Consider the following 17,165-nt stretch of genomic DNA (forward strand, 5'->3'; position numbering starts at 1 on the left):
CTTGCTTGATTACACGGTTAGAGGCAGAACGTTATGACGCAAGAGAGTAGAGTTGCCCTGGTAACAGGGGCGAGTCGTGGTATTGGGCAGGCCATTGCTCGCGAGCTGGGTCGCCAAGGCCGTATTGTTATTGGTACTGCGACTAGCGAGTCAGGTGCTGAGAAAATTGATGCCGATTTGAAAGAGCACGGTATTCAAGGGGCTGGTCTATGCCTTAATGTGACCGACCAAGCCAGCATCGATAGCGTGTTGAAAACCATTACTGAGCGCTTTGGTGCGCCCACTATTTTGGTCAACAACGCGGGTATCACCCGTGACAATTTGCTGATGCGTATGAAAGAAGACGAGTGGGACTCCGTCATGGATACCAACTTGAAATCTGTCTATCGTGTTAGTAAGGCGTGTTTGCGTGGTATGACCAAGGCGCGCTTTGGACGTATTGTGTCGATCAGTTCTGTAGTGGCAACCATGGGCAACCTGGGCCAAACTAACTATGCTGCAGCTAAGGCCGGCATGGAAGGCTTTAGCCGCGCTCTGGCACGTGAGGTCTCCTCCCGTGCAATTACGGTCAATGCCGTGGCGCCGGGCTTTATTGCCACCGACATGACCGAAGCACTACCTGAAGCACAGCACGAAATGTTGCTTAAACAAATTCCGTTGGCCCGTTTAGGGGCGCCGGAAGAGATCGCCGCAGCAGTGGGCTTTTTGACCAGTGATGCAGCCGGTTATATCACTGGCGAGACGCTTCATGTGAATGGCGGCATGAATATGCGTTGATGGCCTTGGGTTTGGCGGTTGCGTCTACCCAAGGGCGTCTATAAACTACCCCGCAGCTTTTGGCTTGCGGTTTCCAAATAGCTGGTTATCAAAAACGGCTAATGTGAACGACTGGAGTACGTTAATGAGTACTATTGAAGAGCGCGTGAAGAAAGTTGTAGCAGAGCGCCTGAACGTTAAAGAAGAAGACATCCAAAACAGCTCTTCTTTTACAGAAGACTTGGGTGCTGATTCGCTCGACACCGTTGAGCTGGTAATGGCTTTGGAAGAGGAATTCGATACTGAAATTCCCGACGAAGAAGCTGAGAAGATCACCACGGTTCAAGAAGCCATCAATTACGTGAACGCCCACCAGTAAGGGCTGCGTCGATGCATCGAACCAGGGTGGGGTGCTAATCACCCGCCTTAAAAGCCGTCCTTTCCCAGGGCGGCTTTTTTGCTTTGCAGCCACAATGCTTATAACGTTCAATCTCCGTTATACTGTTGACCAAATTTAAGCAGCAAATGACCCAAGTGGGTCGCGTCACCATGGATGCCTGGAGGAAAGCTGATGGCACGGAAAAGGGTAGTGGTAACTGGGTTAGGCCTGGTGACCCCAGTGGGTAATAGCGTTGATGAGTCGTGGGCCAACATTGTGGCCGGTAAAAGCGGTATTACGCCTATTGAGCATTTCGACACCAGCGGTTTTAACACCCGCTTTGGTGGATCGATCAAAAACTTTGATATTAGCCCGTATCTGAATCCTAAAGATGCCCGCAAGATGGATCTGTTTATTCAGTACGGCATGGCGGCGGGTGCCCAAGCGGTAGAAGATTCCGGCATAGAGTGCACCGAAGAGAATGCCGACCGTATCGGTGTGGCGATCGGCTCAGGCATCGGTGGCCTACCCATGATTGAGCATAACCACAACGCACTCAATAAAGGTGGTGCCCGCAAGGTATCGCCATTCTTCGTGCCGGGCTCTATCATCAATATGATTTCGGGCAATATGGCGATTCAGCACGGCTTCAGAGGCCCGAACATTGCCATTACCACCGCTTGCACAACGGGTACCCATAATATTGGCTACAGCGCCCGCACCATTGCCTATGGCGATGCGGACGTGATGATCTGCGGTGGCGCTGAAATGGCCACTACGCCGCTAGGCCTGGGCGGTTTCTCTGCTGCTCGCGCGCTCTCTACGCGTAATGAAGATCCAGAAGCGGCAAGCCGTCCCTGGGATACAGATCGTGATGGGTTTGTGCTGTCCGACGGGGCCGGTGTGCTGGTGCTTGAAGAGTATGAACACGCCAAGGCGCGGGGTGCCAACATCTACGCCGAGCTGGTGGGCTTTGGTATGAGCGACGACGCTTATCACATGACCTCGCCGCCGGAAGATGGGCGTGGCGCAGCGCTCTCCATGCGCAATGCGATCAAAGACGCCCAGGTTGATGTTTCTTCGGTTCACTACATCAATGCCCACGGCACCTCCACTGCAGCAGGCGATTTGGCAGAAAGCCGTGCCATTGAGAACGTCCTGGGTGGCGCCGCTAACAGCGTGGCAGTGAGCTCCACCAAGTCGATGATTGGTCACCTGTTGGGTGCCGCCGGTGCGGTAGAGGCGGTGTTCAGCATCCTGGCTATTCGTGATCAGATCGCACCCCCCACGATTAATCTGGATAACCCGCAGGAAGGTTGCAACCTCGACTACGTGCCGCATACCGCAAGGGATATGCGCATTGATATGGCGCTTTCAAACTCCTTCGGCTTTGGTGGTACCAACGGCTCGCTGCTGTTTAAGAAGGTGTAGTTAGCGATGCTGCCGCCTACGTTATCGGATGATCAATTTGTGCCGTTTGATGATCGTGGGCTGGCGTATGGGGATGGCCTCTTTGAAACGGTGCTGTTGCTTGCGGGAAAGCCAGTACTGTGGCGCTATCACACGGCACGCCTAGCGCAGGGCTGTCATCGCCTGGGGATACCGGTACCTTGCCAGGAGGCGCTTGACGCCACTTGGCAGGGCGCCCTCACCGCTGAATTCGAAGTGCTTAAGCTCATACTGACGCGGGGCAGTGGAGGGCGTGGCTATGCCCAGCCCGATCAGGTAGCACCGCGTTTGCTTAGCCGTAGAACGCCGTTTCAACCGTCGGTTGAGCGCTGGCAGAAGGGGGTGACGTTACGTCTTTGCGACTTGCAGCTTGCTCGTCAGCCCCGCTTGGCAGGTATCAAGCACTTAAATCGACTGGAAAACGTACTGGCCCGCCAAGAGTGGAGCGATGCCACTATTGCCGAAGGTGTGCTGGCCGATAGTGAAGGTTTTGTCATAGAAGCCACTAGCATGAATATTTTTTGGCAGCGGGCGGGGGAGGTGTTAACCCCTCTGCTTGACCAGTGCGGCGTAGCTGGCGCGCTGCGCGCCGCACTGCTTGAACAGGGTGTCGTCACTCAGGCTTCGCTTATGCTTCATCAACTTGCTGATGTTGAACGGCTATGGGTGGCAAACTCTGTCCAGGGGGTGTGGCCAGTTACTCAGCTACTTGCAGCGGATGGCTCGCTGCTACAGCGCTGGTCTTTAAGTCAGCCTGACCCGTTCCAGCGCTTGGCGCATCAGCTATTGGGTATTGCTTAAACGCCACTGTTTGTTTAGAGATCGTTTGTTTAGATATCGCCCTGCAATTTTTTAGAGGTGTCATGGTGAAACGGTTATTAACCGCTTTATTGGTATTGGTTGTCGTCGCGGCTGCATGTGCAGCGGGCGGTTATTTCTATTGGCAGAGCCGATTAGAGGCACCACTAGCGCTCGATGAGCCAATGCTTTACCAAGTGCCCTCTGGCGCGGGCTTTAATCAGGTAGTGGCGCAATTGGAAAATCAGGGCGTGCTGGAAGATGCCTGGGCGTTTCGCTTGCTAGCGCGGGTCGAGCCGGAGCGCGTGCCGCGGCTGCGTACCGGTGAGTATCAGCTGTTGCCGGATATGAGCGGTCTGGAAATGATGGCCCTGTTGGGTAGCAATAAAGTGGTTACCTACTCGCTGACTATTCCAGAGGGCTGGTCTTTTCGACAGATGCGCGAGTTGCTCGATGCCGCGCCGAAACTCGACCATCGCACTGCGGAGTTGAGCGATGCAGAGGTGATGACGCTACTCGACCGAGAAGACACCTTCCCCGAAGGCTGGTTCTTTCCCGATACCTATCGCTATCACCTGGGGATGAGCGATGTTGATATCCTGCGCCAATCATTGGAGCGGATGGAGCGAATCCTTGAAGAAGTTTGGGAAGAGCGCGCGGACGACCTAACCATTGAGACCCCCTACGAAGCGCTGATCATGGCCTCGTTAATCGAGCGGGAAACCGGTGCGCCCGAGGAGCGGCGCGAAATTGCCGGGGTGTTTAAGCGCCGCATGGAGCAGGGCATGCGCCTGCAAACCGACCCGACGATTATTTACGGCATGGGTGAGCGTTATGAAGGGCGGATAACTCGCGCCGATATCCGCGAGGCCACGCCGTATAATACGTATGTCATTGACGGAATACCGCCCACGCCTATTGCCATGCCTGGGCGCGCCTCCTTAGAGGCAGCGGTGAATCCATTGCCTGGCGAGACGCTCTATTTCGTTTCCCGTGGGGATGGTACACACCACTTCTCGCGTACGTTGCGGGAACATAACAATGCCGTTAATCGCTATATCCGCAACCGATAATAGCCATGACTGATCACCACATTAAGGGAGCATGATGAGTAAGCGTGGACGCTTCATTACGCTGGAAGGCGGCGAAGGCGTGGGTAAATCCACCAACGTGGGCTTTGTCGCCGAGTGTTTGGAAGCCGAGGGGTTGGAAGTGGTGCGTACCCGGGAGCCAGGCGGTACTGCGCGTGGCGAAGCTATTCGCGCACTGCTGCTGGATCCTGCCCCCCAAGAGCCGCTGCACGTCGACGCTGAGCTGCTGCTAATGTTCGCCGCGCGGGCACAGCATTTGGCGGAAAAAATACTCCCCGCCTTAGCAAGAGGGGCGTGGGTCGTCTGCGATCGCTTTACCGATGCCACCTTTGCCTATCAGGGCGGTGGACGAGGCATTGCCAAGGAGCGTATCGCCGTGCTGGAGGATTTTGTTCAGCAGGGGCTCTCTCCCGATTTAACCCTACTGCTCGATATGCCCAAAGAGGCTGCAAGACAGCGTTTAGAGTCACGCCTGCGTGATCGCCACGAGCAGCGGGATCGATTCGAGCAGGAGCAGGCTGACTTTTTCCAGGCCGTGCGGGATGGCTACTTGGCGCGAGCGGAAGAAGCGCCTGAGCGCTTTGCGGTGATCGATGCACAGCACTCCCTGGATAAGGTGCAAAGCCAAATTCGACAAGTCCTATTAACGAAGGTTGCTGCATGGCGTTAACCGGCGTAATGCCGTGGCATCAAGCCACATGGCAGCATTTGACCCGCTTGGCAGATAGTGGGCGTATGCCTCATGCGCTGTTAATTCACGGCGCCCACGGCGTGGGTAAACAGCAGTTGGCGGAGGCGTTAATTGCGCGAAAGCTATGCGCTTCGCCTGCGGACCAAGCCTGCGGCCACTGCCATAGCTGCGCGATGCTGGCATCGGGCTATCACCCGGATCTGCTGCGGGTCTCGCCTGAAGAGGGTAAGCGCCAAATCCGCATCGACCCGATTCGCGAGGTTAATCGCTTTGTTTCGCAAACGGCTCAGCAGGGCGGTTACCGGGTGATTGTGGTTTCGCCCGCCGAGGCAATGAACGTTGCCGCCGCCAATGCGCTACTCAAAAGCCTTGAAGAGCCCGGTGATAAAACCCTGTTTATTCTGCTCTCAGACGTGCCCTCGCGGATGTTGGCGACGATCCGTTCCCGCTGTCAGCAGTGGTCACTGCCCAGCGTTGACTTTGATGCGTGTCGTGGATGGTTAATTGAGCAATTGGGTAGCGCCGACGAAGCCTACTTCTGGTGGCAGGTAGCGGGTGGCTTGCCACTGCTCGCCGTGGAGCTTGCGGCACCCGAAGAGCGCGCCTTGCGCCATCAAATTCACGACAGTTTTGAACAACTGGTGCGCGGCGCTGAGCCTGTTTCAGAGGCAGCACGCCTGGATCGCCAGGCGATTGATGCCATCTTGTGGTACGGTATCGCCTGGCTGGAAGACCTGATCCGTCTCGGTTTATCTGGGGAAGGGGCGGTATTGCATAACCCCGATTTAGAGCCGCTCTATCGTCAAGCAGTTAAAAATGGTCGCGTGCAGGACTGGTTTCGCCTGCTCGACTATGCCCGCGAACAGCGGCGATTGTTGGCGATGGGGGCAAACCCCAATCCTCAGTTAGTGCTTGAAGCATGGTTGGTGCGCTGGGCGGCACTGCTTCGCTCATAGCGGTATTTGTTCAATCTCCCACGGCTGTTCAAAACAGTGCAGCGAGGTCGTCATGGCAGCTCAGAAAGCGCTCTCTCTTACCGTTCCGGATGTGTCGACTTTGCTTTCCGCATATATGCCTTTTCTGGATCGCGGAGGGATTTTTGTGCCCACCCAGACCCCTTACGCGCTTGACCAGCAAGTGTTTTTGCTGCTCACACTGCCGGGTGAAAGCGAACGCCTTTCTGTGACCGGTCAAGTGGTGTGGGTATCGCCGGAAGGGGTGAGTGGCCGCCGTATGCCTGGTATTGGCCTGCATTTCAGTCAGCAAGACTATCCTGTGCGTGACCGCATCGAGACGCTGCTTGCCGGTCAGTTAGATAAAGCAGCTCCATCGTTCACGCTTTGAATCAAACCCTCGCTTACGCTTTGAATGCAATGATCATTGTGTTTATGGCTTAGCCGTTGTCGAGACCTGTATGTTTGTTGATTCACACTGTCATTTAGATCGTTTATCCGACCAGACCCATGGGGGCGATATCGCCGCCACCCTGGCAGCCGCTCGCGCTGCCCATGTCAGTCAATTTCTTGCTGTAGCGGTTACGTTAGAAGATATGCCGCAACTGGCGGCCATTGCCCGCGCCCATCACGATGTGGCAATTTCCGCTGGATTACACCCCTTGCACCACAGTGACAGCGAACCCAGCGTTGCGGATATTAAAGAGGCCGCGGAACAGTATGGGGCGGTGGCGATCGGCGAAACCGGCCTGGATTACCACTACCAAGACAGCGTGCCTATCGAGATTCAGCACGAGCGCTTCAAGCGTCACTTAATCGCTGCGCGTGAGTTAGAGCTGCCGGTGATTATTCACACCCGCGAAGCCAAACAGGAAACCTTGGCCTTGCTGCGTGAATATAGCGACCCACGCGTGGGTGGTGTATTACACTGTTTTACTGAAGATATGGCGATGGCCCGTGAGGCGGTGCGACTGGGTTTTTATATCTCGCTATCGGGGATTATCACTTTTCGCAATGCTGCTCCGCTGCGTGAGCTTGCCCGGCAGCTGCCGCTGGATCGCCTGCTGATTGAGACCGATAGCCCTTATCTAGCGCCCGTTCCTCATCGCGGCAAGCCCAATGAGCCCGCTTGGGTGGTGCAAGTGGGTGAGTGCATCGCCCAGGAGCGGGGCATCAGTGTCGATGAAGTGGCCATGCAGACGACCGCCAATTTTTATCAGCTCTTTCGTGCCGCGGCTCCCGGTGCTCCGGAACACGTCAAAGAGGCGCTGGCGCACTCTGGGCTTCTGTAACCAATGCGCCCTGAATACGCTCAAGCGAGGTGGGCGAGATGAATATTGATCGATTACTGCAGCAAGGTAGCGGAGACGAGGAACGCGCTGGTGCTATTCCACCGCTCGATGAGTGGCACCCAGCGCTCTCTGGCGATATGAATATCGTTATTCACGCCGACGGTAGCTGGTCGCACGAAGGCCAGCCGTTTGCCCGCCCCAAGGTAGCGCGCCTATTGGCAACGCTGCTGCGCCTTGATGACGAGGGCTACTGCCTGGTCACGCCGGTGGAACGCTGGCGGATAAAGGTCGAAGACCTGCCGCTGGTCGCCGTAGAAGCTGACTTCCGTGACGGTGCCTGGTGGTTTACCACTCAGTTTGACGATGTTGTTCGCTTAGATGCCGAGCATCCGCTCTCTATCACCTTAACCCCCCAAGATGAGGCGGTCCCGCAGTTGCCGGTGCGTTTTGGGCTGGCCGCTAGGTTGCACCGCAATGTCTATTATCAACTGGTTGAGGCCGCGGAAGCCCGAGAGATAGGCAACGGTACGAGTGAGCTAGGACTAGAGAGTGCCGGGCAGTGGTTTGCGCTGGGTCAGATTGATGATGAGCTAATTGGCGAGGCCCCGTGAAGTTAACCGCTGAACAGCAAGCCGTTGTCAATCACCAGGCGGGGCATGCGAGGGTGGCGGCAGTGGCCGGGGCAGGTAAAACCACCACCATGGCCGCCCGAGTACTGCATCTATTGGCCAGCGGTGTGGCGCCAAAACGTATCCTGGTGCTGATGTTTAACCGCTCAGCGAAGGATGATTTTCAGCGTCGTTTAGCCGCAATGGCATCTAACGGGCAGGCATTGCCCGATGTCCGCACCTTTCATTCCTTGGGGCATCGCTTAACTCAAAGCTTATGCCGCTGGGGGGCGCTTGCGCCGCGCCAGCTATTGTCCGCCGATTGGCAGCTGGAAAGGCTGCTTCGTCAGGCGAGTCTTAATGTACTGCGTGATTCAGTTGAGCGCCGGGATGCAGCTCTGGAAGGGGATCGACTAGAAACCTTAGCCCACTTCTGCGGCTTGGTTAAAGCAGAAATGATTACTCCCGAAGCGCTCTATGAGCGGCTGAATTTTGACACCGATACCGACTACTTCCCAGCGGCGTTTGCCGAAGCAGAGAGGCTATTGGAAGCGGAAGGCGTGATGACCTATGCCGATCTGCTTTATCGTCCGCTGTTGGCGCTAGAAGCAGAGAGCACCTTGCGTAGTCGCGTTGAAGGATTTCTTGACCATGTCATTATTGACGAGTATCAGGATATTAACGCCGCTCAGCAGCGACTTTTATCCGTGTTGGTGGGTACTCGTGCCGAAGTAATGGCGGTCGGCGACGCCAACCAGTGTATTTATGAGTGGCGCGGCGCCAAGCCCGACACCATGCTGGAAAATTTTACCGCTACCTTTGGCGTGGCAACCGACTACCCGCTATCGACCACCTTCCGGCACGGTCATGCGTTGGCGCTGGCCGCGAATCATGCCATAGCCGCTAATCAGCGCCGTCCTAATCAGCTGTGCCTTGCCGCGGCTAATAACCCGGAGACCCGCGTCTCAGTCGGGCAGGGCAGCCGATTACTGCTTGATGCGTTGATGGACTGGCAGGCCCAGGGGCGAGCGTTTAACGAAGCCAGCTTGCTGGTGCGCAGCTGGGCGCTTTCGGTACCGTTCCAACTGGCGCTGCTACAGGCCGGGATACCGTTTCGGCTTCAGCGCGAGGATCGTTTTGTTTTTCGTCTGCCGCTGGTGCAGGCCTTGGCGGGCTATTTAAAGTTGTCGCGTCGCCCTGATCTTCTGCGCGACCCACAGCAACTATTACTGCTGCTTTCACAACCGACTCCCTTCGTTGCCCGCGAGCGGCTACAGCGTTTAGCCCAACAGCTGGCCACTACCCAGCAGTGGCCCGAACGGCATGACCCCATATTAACGACGTTAAAGCCGATCCAGCGGCGCACACTTAAAAAACGCTGGCTGCTACTTTGTGAGCTTCCACAGCTCAGTGCTTGGCCACCCGCCAAGCTGCTCAGGCATGTGGTGGAAAGCATTGAGGCGGAAAAAACGCTTAAGCGTGCAGCAGCAAGGCGGGACAAAGGCGAAGAGGATGTTCGCTTACTCGACGTGCTAATTGAACAAGCGCAAAGCGTCCAGGACCCAGATGCTTTTATCGAGCTACTTGAACGCCCGGTAGAAAACCAGGCGAGCGGCGTGTTGATTAGCACCGTGCACGGTGCCAAAGGGCTTGAGTGGCCGCTGGTTGCGGTGGCCGGAGTTAATGAAGAAGATTTTCCTCACTACAGTCGCGATAATCCGCTCAATGATGAGCGCCTTGAAGAGGAGCGGCGGCTCTTCTATGTGGCCATCACTCGCGCCCAAGAGCAGCTGTTAGTGCTCCATGATGGGGGCGTGCACCGTCCTAGTCGCTTTATTGCCGAAAGTGCCTGGCAGGATAGTATGCGGGTAGCCTCTTGCTTGGCCAGCCAAAGTCCGCCAGCCGCTTCGCTGCAAGTGACATCGGTGGGCCTGGTTGAGCGCTATCTGGCGCGGCTGGGGCGCGATGATATTGTGCTGGCCGCGGCGCAGGTTGAAGAAGCCAAGGTAGGTTATTCGGCAGATACCTGTTTTTACCCTGGCCAGCGTCTTCACCATGCAGTGTTTGGTGAGGGTGAAGTGGCGGCGGTAGAGGGAAATGCCAGCGACCCGGTCATTGATGTGCGCTTTGATCAGGCAGGGCGCAGGCGGCTTATTGCCCGCCGCGCACCCATTGAACTACTCGAAAATGGTTCAACGCTTGCTGGGTAAGCCATTGATTAGCCAATAAGACACACTCTTTCACATTTTACGTCGAGTTAAGCTTTAGGACAGTTTGACTTAGCTTGGTCCTGCCGATTTAATACCTACACTCCTACCGAACTAATACTCAGCAGCTCATAGCATAATTACTTATGAAATAGGGAACGTGCATGGTAAGGCAAGCCACCTGGCTCTGCGCCATTTTGATCGTCACCCAAAGCGGCGTCTTGCTTGCCGATAGCACGTTGCCTAACCTGGAGTTTAATGGTTTTGGCACTCTAGGGGTTGTTCACTCTGATGAGCGGAACGCTGACTTCGTTGCTGACCCCTTCGCTTCAGAAGGTGCGGGGTATAGTCATGACTGGAGCGCTGAAGTTGATAGCCGGTTAGGCCTCCAAGCTACGCTGCGTATGACGCCTCAGCTCTCCTCTGTTTTGCAGATTGTCAGCGAGAAGCGGTATGACGGCTCATTCGCACCTGATATTGAATGGGCAAATGTTCAATACGACATTACCCCTAATCTTAGCTTCAGAGTTGGGCGTATGATGCAGAGCTCATTTATGTCCTCTGAACATCGTAAAGTTAACTACGCCACTCCTTGGATAAGACCACCGCAAGAAGTTTACCGTTTAATCCCAGTGGCTAATTTTGATGGCGTTGATGTGCGCTATCGATACCGCAGCGGAAGCGCCACTAGCGAACTGCAGCTGAATTTTGGTGGTGGCAGCGCTGATTACCAAACGGGTAGTGTCGACGCCAGCGACTCGTGGGGCGTTTCACACCGCACTCACTGGGGTGACACTACTTTGTTTGCCAGCTACGGCGAGCTGAAAGTGAGCGCGGATGAACTCTCACAATTCTTCGATGCATACCGTCTCTTTGGCCTACCCGGTGAACAGCTTGCTAGCCGCTACGAAGTTGATGGCAAGCGTACGAGCCTACTGAGCTTAGGGGTAGGTTATGACCCTGGCTCATGGTTTGTTATGGGAGAGTGGGCGCGCTCTTCGTCGCCTTCTCTTTTAGGGGACAGTGAAGGGGCCTACATGACTTTCGGCTACCGTATAGCCGAGTGGACGCCGTATGTGGGTGTGGCGCGAGCAAAAGTCACCAGTAATACGTCAGAGCCGGGATTGAATGCTGCCCTTTATCCATCGCCCTTTGCCGAAGGCGCACAGTTACTAAATGGCGTATTGAATGAGCTAATATCCAGCGGAATGCAGCAAGAGAGCATTACGCTTGGGGCTCGCTGGGATTTCAGGCCAGGTATGGCTTTTACGGCCCAGTATGATCGTATCGATATGCGTTCAGAGTCATCGGGGGGGCTGATCAATCAACAGCCCGAGTTTACCCCAGGTGGACGTATTAACTTGTTCAGCCTTGCGCTCGACTTTGTGTTTTAAGGAGAGTGGCAATGTGTAAACGACTTACTGCGCCCTTGGTCAGCCTGTTATTGGGGGCAGCGCTGATTATGGTTAATCACCCTGCTGCGGCTGAGGTGTTGGTGGTTGTATCAGCCGAGGCACCCTTTACTCGCCTTACCAGCAGCGATTTAAGGGATATTTATTTGGGGCGTCGCACGCTAATAGCCAACGGAGTACAAGTGGTGCCCTTGGATCAGACTGAAGGTACGGCGGCGAGAAGTGAGTTCTATATTCACTACACGGGGCAAACCCCGGCGCAAATCAAGGCTCACTGGGCTAGACAGATATTTACCGGGCGAGGGCAGCCGCCTCAAGCGCTGACTAATAGTCGCGCAGTGGTAGAGCGACTCGTCAGGGATGCAAAAGCACTGGGCTATATAGACCCTTCTTTTCTTGATGAGCGTTTAAGAGTGGTGACAATTGAGTAGCCTCAATGATCAAACAGGCCCTAGCCAGTTCATCCCATCCAGAAGCTTCATTAATCGATGGTCACATCATCTTGTAGAGCCACTGGTGCTATTTAGCCTAGTGGCTTTAATGATGTTGTTGGTTATATGGGGAAGTGCTTATTTTTTAGTCAATAAAGAACGTATGGCCATTGAGCGTCAGACAGAGCTGTCCGTAGGAGAAATTACCGATACTTATGAAGCGAGGGTGGTAAGAGCCTTAAGAGAAATTGACACCGCATTGAAATTAGTACGTTTTACCGTCAATAGTACCGATCATGCAAGCGTGCTCAATGTGTTAAATGAGCAGCGGTTATTACCGCCTGCACTGCTATTTACCATTAGCATTGTTGATGAGCAGGGCATGGTTATTGATACCACTGATTCGGGGCTGCTTGGGCAGTACCTAACGCCTCCCTCACAAAGTACACTGGGCGACGACTACCTAGCAGTGGGGGAGATAGAGGCTTATCAGGAAAAGCAGCTGACTTTTACCCGGCCATTAATGCCTGATCAAGAGGGAGGCTCGGGCTGGGTCGTTATCGCTATTGATGCTAATTACTTTGTGAGCAGTTATGAAGTTCGGTCGTTGGGCCAGCAGGGAATGCTGGCACTAGTGGACTCTGAAGGCATCGTACGCGTCAGGCGTTCAGGAGATACTATCCATTCAGGCGAACTGATGGATATAGCGGTTTGGAAAAGTAGCACACCGGATGCCGTAACCGCGCCCTTTCTTACCCATTGGCAAGGGGTTGAGAGCTACACGCTGGTACGCAAACTGTATGATTTTCCCCTCTCGATTGTCGTAGGGCTCTCTGCCCAGGAGCAGTTGGACGCGGCTCAACAGCTTGCACGAAATTATTGGCAGCGGGCCGGTTGGACAAGCGGCCTGCTGCTCATCATTCTGGCTATACTTGGTCGTCTAAGCTGGCAGCTTCAGCGAGCGCGGCAGAGAGTAATGGACGAACGCGTTATACACGCCCAGCAGTTAGCTTTCCACGACACGCTAACCGATTTGCCTAATCGCGCTTTTTTGAGTCATCTGGTGAGCCAGGAAGTTGTCCTTTGTGGTCGCCATGGAGAATCCTTCGCGCTACTTTTCCTGGATCTTGATCGTTTTAAATTAATCAATGATTCTTTGGGGCACGCTGTGGGCGATTATCTATTACAAGAAGCGGCTAAGCGGCTGACTGGAGCGATACGAGAAAGTGATGTGGTTGCCCGATTGGGGGGTGACGAGTTTATTATTTTATTACGCAAAGTGAGTCGAACCGACCAAATTGAACCGATTGCTGACGAATTACTATCCTCCATGAGGCAGCCATTTGTCTTAGCGGGCCAAGATTACAATATATCGGTAAGCATCGGTGTGGCGCTGTTCCCTGGTGATGGGCTCGATGAACAAAGCTTAATGAAAAATGCGGATATGGCGATGTATCAAGCCAAGCAAGCGGGTAAAAACAAGGTGCACTTCTATAGCATAGCGCCGAATTAAGTACCCTGCTCTCAGCATAACCAGCCGCTTTCATCACCGGTGTTTGAGTTAGGGAAGAGAAGCGTATTTAGATGGCGTCGGCGAACGCCGACGCTTTAAGTATCCGTTCTCTCTACGACATACTGGTGTGCTACATATTGGGATAGTTGGGCCCGCCACCGCCTTCTGGTGCTACCCAGGTAATATTTTGCGCTGGGTCTTTTATATCGCAAGTTTTGCAGTGCACGCAGTTTTGGAAATTGATCTGAAAGCGTGGCTGTCCCTCGCTATCCTCCACCACTTCGTAAACACCGGCCGGGCAGTAGCGCTGCGCCGGTTCTGCGTATTTGGGCAAGTTGTCGCGGATTGGCAGCTCAGGATCATCAAGGCGCAAATGACACGGCTGATCCTCTTCATGGTTGGTGTTCGATTGGAACACCGAGGTAGGCTTGTCGAACGAGAGCTTGCCGTCTGGTTTGGGGTAGTTAATCCTTTCAAACTCATCCGCTGGCTTGAGGGCGCCATAGTCAGTGGTGGTGTCATGGACGTTAGGTAGTTTGTTGCCCAGTAACTGGTGAGCAAAATTATACGCTCCGCCGCCCACGGTGCCATATTTATGGATCGCGGGGCCGAAGCTGGCGCTCTCTTTAAGCTCTTGGTAGGCCCAGCTGGCTTCCCATTTCTGAGTAAAACTCGTTAGCTCCTGGGCGCCTTCATCGCCACCTTTTATCGCCTCGAATACGCTCTCCGCGGCCACCAAGCCAGACTTCATGGCGGTGTGCAGGCCTTTGATCTTGGAAAAGTTGAGGGTGCCCGCATCGCAGCCAATCAATAGCCCGCCGGGGAAGGTCATTTTGGGCAGGCTGTTAAAGCCCCCTTTGGTAATCGCCCGGGCGCCGTAAGCCACGCGTTTGCCACCCTCCAGATACTGACTAAGTACCGGATGATGCTTCATACGCTGAAATTCGTCGAAGGGTGAGAGCCACGGGTTCTGGTAACCCAGATCCATAATCAAGCCCACAACCACCTGCTGGTTTTCCGCATGGTAAAGGAACCAGCCGCCGTGGGTATTTTTATCTAATGGCCAGCCAGAGCCATGCAATACAACCCCAGGTTCATGCTTGTCGGCAGGCACATCCCACAGCTCTTTAAGGCCGATACCGTAGTGTTGCGGGTCGCGACCTTCATCCAGCGAGAAGTCTTTGATTAAGCGCTTGCCCAAATGTCCCCGCGCGCCTTCGGCAAACAGCGTGTACTTGGCGCGCAGTTCCATGCCCGGCATATGGCCATCTTTGGGGGTGCCATCGGCGGCGACACCCATGTCGCCAATCAGAATGCCGCGCACTGCGTCGTCTTCAATAATGACTTCTTGGGCGGCAAAGCCTGGGAAGATTTCTACCCCGAGGCCCTCTGCCTGTTCCGCCAGCCAGCGGCACAGGTTGCCTGCACTGATCACATAGCGGGTAAGCTCGCCGCCGGTGTTATGCATGCTTTTAGGTACTAAGGCGTTAGGTACTTTTTGCGCTTTTTCGGCGTCTTTGAGCAAATAGACATCGTCGCGAATCGCCGGGGTATTGAGCGGTGCGCCGCGCTCTTCCCAATCAGGGAAAAGTTCCGCCAGTGCACGAGGTTCAAAGACCGCGCCCGATAAAATATGTGCGCCAACTTCTGAGCCTTTCTCAACGACACAAACCGTGAGTTCTTGCTCAGCCTGGTTGGCTTGCTGCATGAGTCGGCATGCGGCGGAAAGCCCGGATGGGCCCGCACCGACAATGACGACATCAAAGTCCATTACATCGCGTTCAACAGTTTCCACCCGGTTTCTCCTTATTCTCTTTAAGTGCCAGTGTCTATAAAGCTAACCTAAGGGTAACCTCGGGGAACTAGCTTATAAAAAGTCGGCCTTAATTTAAAACGGTCGTTTGCTTCTGGTTATACCCCATGATAGGCATAATACCCGTGTCAGGTCACGCCTACGATGGTGAAAGGAGCATTTATTGACGGTATGCTTTGCTTGCCACCGTTCAGTGCTACGACTAAGGCCGTAGTGGACGATTAAGCATTAGGTATTGTCGCTTTATGGCAGGCTATGGCAAATTGGTAGGGTTTTTCAATTGCGCACCTATCAAACGCTCGATTGAATTTTGTATATTGAATTTAAAAGCGCCGCCGTTATTGTTGGCAGCGCCTGTATTGGAGCAGGCGAATCGCTGTTGAGCGATTGCCGGTAAGTCTTCAATGCATCACACGTCTTAAAAAGGGGTATCCGCCGGGCGGGTGCCGTCTCAGGGTAACGGCTTTACAACAAGCCAAGCGAGGAACCTATGAAAGTACTCGTCGCGGTGAAACGCGTCATCGACTACAACGTCAAAATCCGCGTTAAAGCGGATCACTCGGACGTCGACCTTACCAACGTCAAAATGGCCATGAACCCCTTCTGCGAAATTGCCGTGGAAGAAGCGGTGCGCCTGAAAGAGAAGGGCGTGGCCACGGAAGTCGTCGCCGTCACGGTAGGACCCAAAGCCGCTCAAGAGCAGCTGCGTACCGCGCTGGCGCTGGGCGCTGACCGCGCCATTCATATCGAAACCGACGAGCGCGCCGAATCGTTGGCCGTGGCCAAGCTGCTGGCCAAAGTGGTCGAAGAGGAACAGCCGGGCATGGTCATCCTTGGCAAGCAGGCCATCGACACCGACAACAACCAGACCGGCCAAATGCTCGCCGCGCTGACGGGTCTGCCCCAAGGCACGTTTGCTTCTGAAGTAGCGGTAGACGGCGACAAGGTTAGCGTGACGCGTGAAATCGACGGCGGCCTGCAAACCATCGCATTGACGCTGCCCGCGATCGTCACCACCGACCTGCGCCTTAACGAGCCGCGCTACGCCAAGCTGCCCGACATCATGAAGGCCAAGAAAAAGCCGCTGGATGTGAAAACCCCCGCTGATTACGGCGTCGAGGTTCCTTCCAAGGTCAGTCTGCTCAAAGTAGAGTCGCCCGCCGAGCGCAAAGGCGGTGTCAAAGTCGCCTCGGTAGACGAGCTGATCGACAAACTGAAAAACGAAGCCAAAGTTCTTTAAGACAAGCGCTTTGAAAGGAGTTGATGCCATGAGCATTCTGGTACTTGCGGATCTACACGAAGGCCAACTGGCCGGCGCCACCGCCCACGTCGTGGCGGCCGCCCAAGCCATCGGTGGCGATATTGACGTTCTGGTGGCCGGTGAAGGCGTGCAAGCCGCCGCCGAAGCCGCCGCCAAACTCGACGGCGTAAGCAAAGTCCGCGTCGCGGATAACGCCGTTTACGCCCACCAGCTGGCCGAGCCCATGGGCGCGCTGCTGGTCGAACTGGCCGATGGCTACACCCACGTACTCGCCAGCGCCTCCACTACTGGCAAAAACGTACTGCCGCGTTTAGCGGCGCTAAAAGACGTCAGCCAGTTGTCGGACGTTCTCGCCGTAGACAGCGCCGATACCTTCAAGCGTCCGATCTACGCCGGTAACGCCATCGCGACGGTGAAAAGCGACGACACGTTGAAAGTGATCACCGTGCGCACCACCGGCTTTGATGCGGTCGGCACAAGCGGCAGCGCGACGGTGGAAGCCGTCGACGTG

Annotated in this window: 16 protein-coding genes and 1 pseudogene; 16 read left to right on the forward strand and 1 reads right to left on the reverse strand. The window is 55.0% G+C overall.

Going from position 1 to position 17,165, the window contains the following annotated elements:
- Window positions 1–33: 33 nt before the first annotated feature.
- From fabG to QHL1GM_RS01430, 14 genes are all read left to right on the forward strand, one after another.
- Window positions 34–777 carry a 3-oxoacyl-ACP reductase FabG gene (fabG, locus tag QHL1GM_RS01365; RefSeq protein ID WP_071692878.1) on the forward strand — a complete coding sequence of 248 codons (744 nt, stop codon included), beginning with the start codon at window positions 34–36 and terminating at the stop codon, window positions 775–777.
- A 124-nt stretch (window positions 778–901) separates the two neighbouring features.
- Window positions 902–1,135, forward strand: a complete 234-nt coding sequence (gene acpP / locus QHL1GM_RS01370; RefSeq protein WP_040481615.1) for an acyl carrier protein — start codon at window positions 902–904, stop codon at window positions 1,133–1,135.
- Between the two features lie 192 nt (window positions 1,136–1,327).
- Entirely contained in the window at window positions 1,328–2,566 is a 1,239-nt protein-coding gene (gene fabF / locus QHL1GM_RS01375) for a beta-ketoacyl-ACP synthase II (protein ID WP_071692879.1), read from the forward strand.
- A 6-nt stretch (window positions 2,567–2,572) separates the two neighbouring features.
- Window positions 2,573–3,385 (forward strand): aminodeoxychorismate lyase, encoded by an 813-nt coding sequence (gene pabC, locus QHL1GM_RS01380; RefSeq protein WP_071692880.1) that lies wholly within the window; start codon window positions 2,573–2,575, stop codon window positions 3,383–3,385.
- Between the two features lie 62 nt (window positions 3,386–3,447).
- The gene (gene mltG / locus QHL1GM_RS01385; protein ID WP_071692881.1) at window positions 3,448–4,455 is read left to right on the forward strand and encodes an endolytic transglycosylase MltG; all 1,008 of its coding nucleotides are present in this window, start codon (window positions 3,448–3,450) and stop codon (window positions 4,453–4,455) included.
- A 34-nt stretch (window positions 4,456–4,489) separates the two neighbouring features.
- Window positions 4,490–5,143 (forward strand): dTMP kinase, encoded by a 654-nt coding sequence (gene tmk / locus QHL1GM_RS01390; protein ID WP_175540332.1) that lies wholly within the window; start codon window positions 4,490–4,492, stop codon window positions 5,141–5,143.
- Window positions 5,134–6,120 (forward strand): DNA polymerase III subunit delta', encoded by a 987-nt coding sequence (locus QHL1GM_RS01395; RefSeq protein WP_071692883.1) that lies wholly within the window; start codon window positions 5,134–5,136, stop codon window positions 6,118–6,120. Before tmk ends, QHL1GM_RS01395 begins: the two co-directional genes overlap by 10 nt.
- A 52-nt stretch (window positions 6,121–6,172) precedes the next feature.
- Window positions 6,173–6,508, forward strand: coding sequence for a PilZ domain-containing protein (locus tag QHL1GM_RS01400; RefSeq protein ID WP_071692884.1), 336 nt, complete (start codon window positions 6,173–6,175; stop codon window positions 6,506–6,508).
- A gap of 70 nt (window positions 6,509–6,578) precedes the next feature.
- A complete protein-coding gene (locus tag QHL1GM_RS01405) occupies window positions 6,579–7,409 on the forward strand; it encodes a TatD family hydrolase (protein WP_071692885.1) in 831 nt (276 codons plus the stop codon).
- 38 nt (window positions 7,410–7,447) lie between these two features.
- Complete coding sequence (locus QHL1GM_RS01410; protein ID WP_071692886.1) at window positions 7,448–8,020, forward strand: DUF1285 domain-containing protein; 573 nt, start codon at window positions 7,448–7,450, stop codon at window positions 8,018–8,020.
- Window positions 8,017–10,227 (forward strand): ATP-dependent helicase, encoded by a 2,211-nt coding sequence (locus tag QHL1GM_RS01415; RefSeq protein ID WP_071692887.1) that lies wholly within the window; start codon window positions 8,017–8,019, stop codon window positions 10,225–10,227. Before QHL1GM_RS01410 ends, QHL1GM_RS01415 begins: the two co-directional genes overlap by 4 nt.
- Before the next feature lie 161 nt (window positions 10,228–10,388).
- Window positions 10,389–11,618: a porin gene (locus QHL1GM_RS01420; RefSeq protein WP_071692888.1), complete on the forward strand. Its 1,230-nt coding sequence runs from the start codon at window positions 10,389–10,391 to the stop codon at window positions 11,616–11,618.
- 11 nt (window positions 11,619–11,629) lie between these two features.
- Window positions 11,630–12,067 carry a phosphate ABC transporter substrate-binding protein gene (locus QHL1GM_RS01425; RefSeq protein WP_071692889.1) on the forward strand — a complete coding sequence of 146 codons (438 nt, stop codon included), beginning with the start codon at window positions 11,630–11,632 and terminating at the stop codon, window positions 12,065–12,067.
- Between the two features lie 109 nt (window positions 12,068–12,176).
- Window positions 12,177–13,580, forward strand: a complete 1,404-nt coding sequence (locus QHL1GM_RS01430; protein ID WP_254795234.1) for a sensor domain-containing diguanylate cyclase — start codon at window positions 12,177–12,179, stop codon at window positions 13,578–13,580.
- Window positions 13,581–13,710: 130 nt separating this feature from the next.
- On the opposite strand, the gene QHL1GM_RS01435 is transcribed toward QHL1GM_RS01430, so the two are convergent.
- Window positions 13,711–15,375, reverse strand: a complete 1,665-nt coding sequence (locus QHL1GM_RS01435; protein ID WP_071692891.1) for an electron transfer flavoprotein-ubiquinone oxidoreductase — start codon at window positions 15,373–15,375, stop codon at window positions 13,711–13,713.
- 508 nt (window positions 15,376–15,883) lie between these two features.
- Between QHL1GM_RS01435 and QHL1GM_RS01440 the strand changes: the two genes are divergently transcribed.
- Window positions 15,884–16,633, forward strand: coding sequence for an electron transfer flavoprotein subunit beta/FixA family protein (locus QHL1GM_RS01440; RefSeq protein WP_071692892.1), 750 nt, complete (start codon window positions 15,884–15,886; stop codon window positions 16,631–16,633).
- 28 nt (window positions 16,634–16,661) lie between these two features.
- Window positions 16,662–17,165: pseudogene (locus QHL1GM_RS01445) on the forward strand (electron transfer flavoprotein subunit alpha/FixB family protein); the annotation flags it as partial.

This window comes from Halomonas sp. QHL1 (assembly GCF_001882345.1).
GTDB lineage: Bacteria > Pseudomonadota > Gammaproteobacteria > Pseudomonadales > Halomonadaceae > Vreelandella.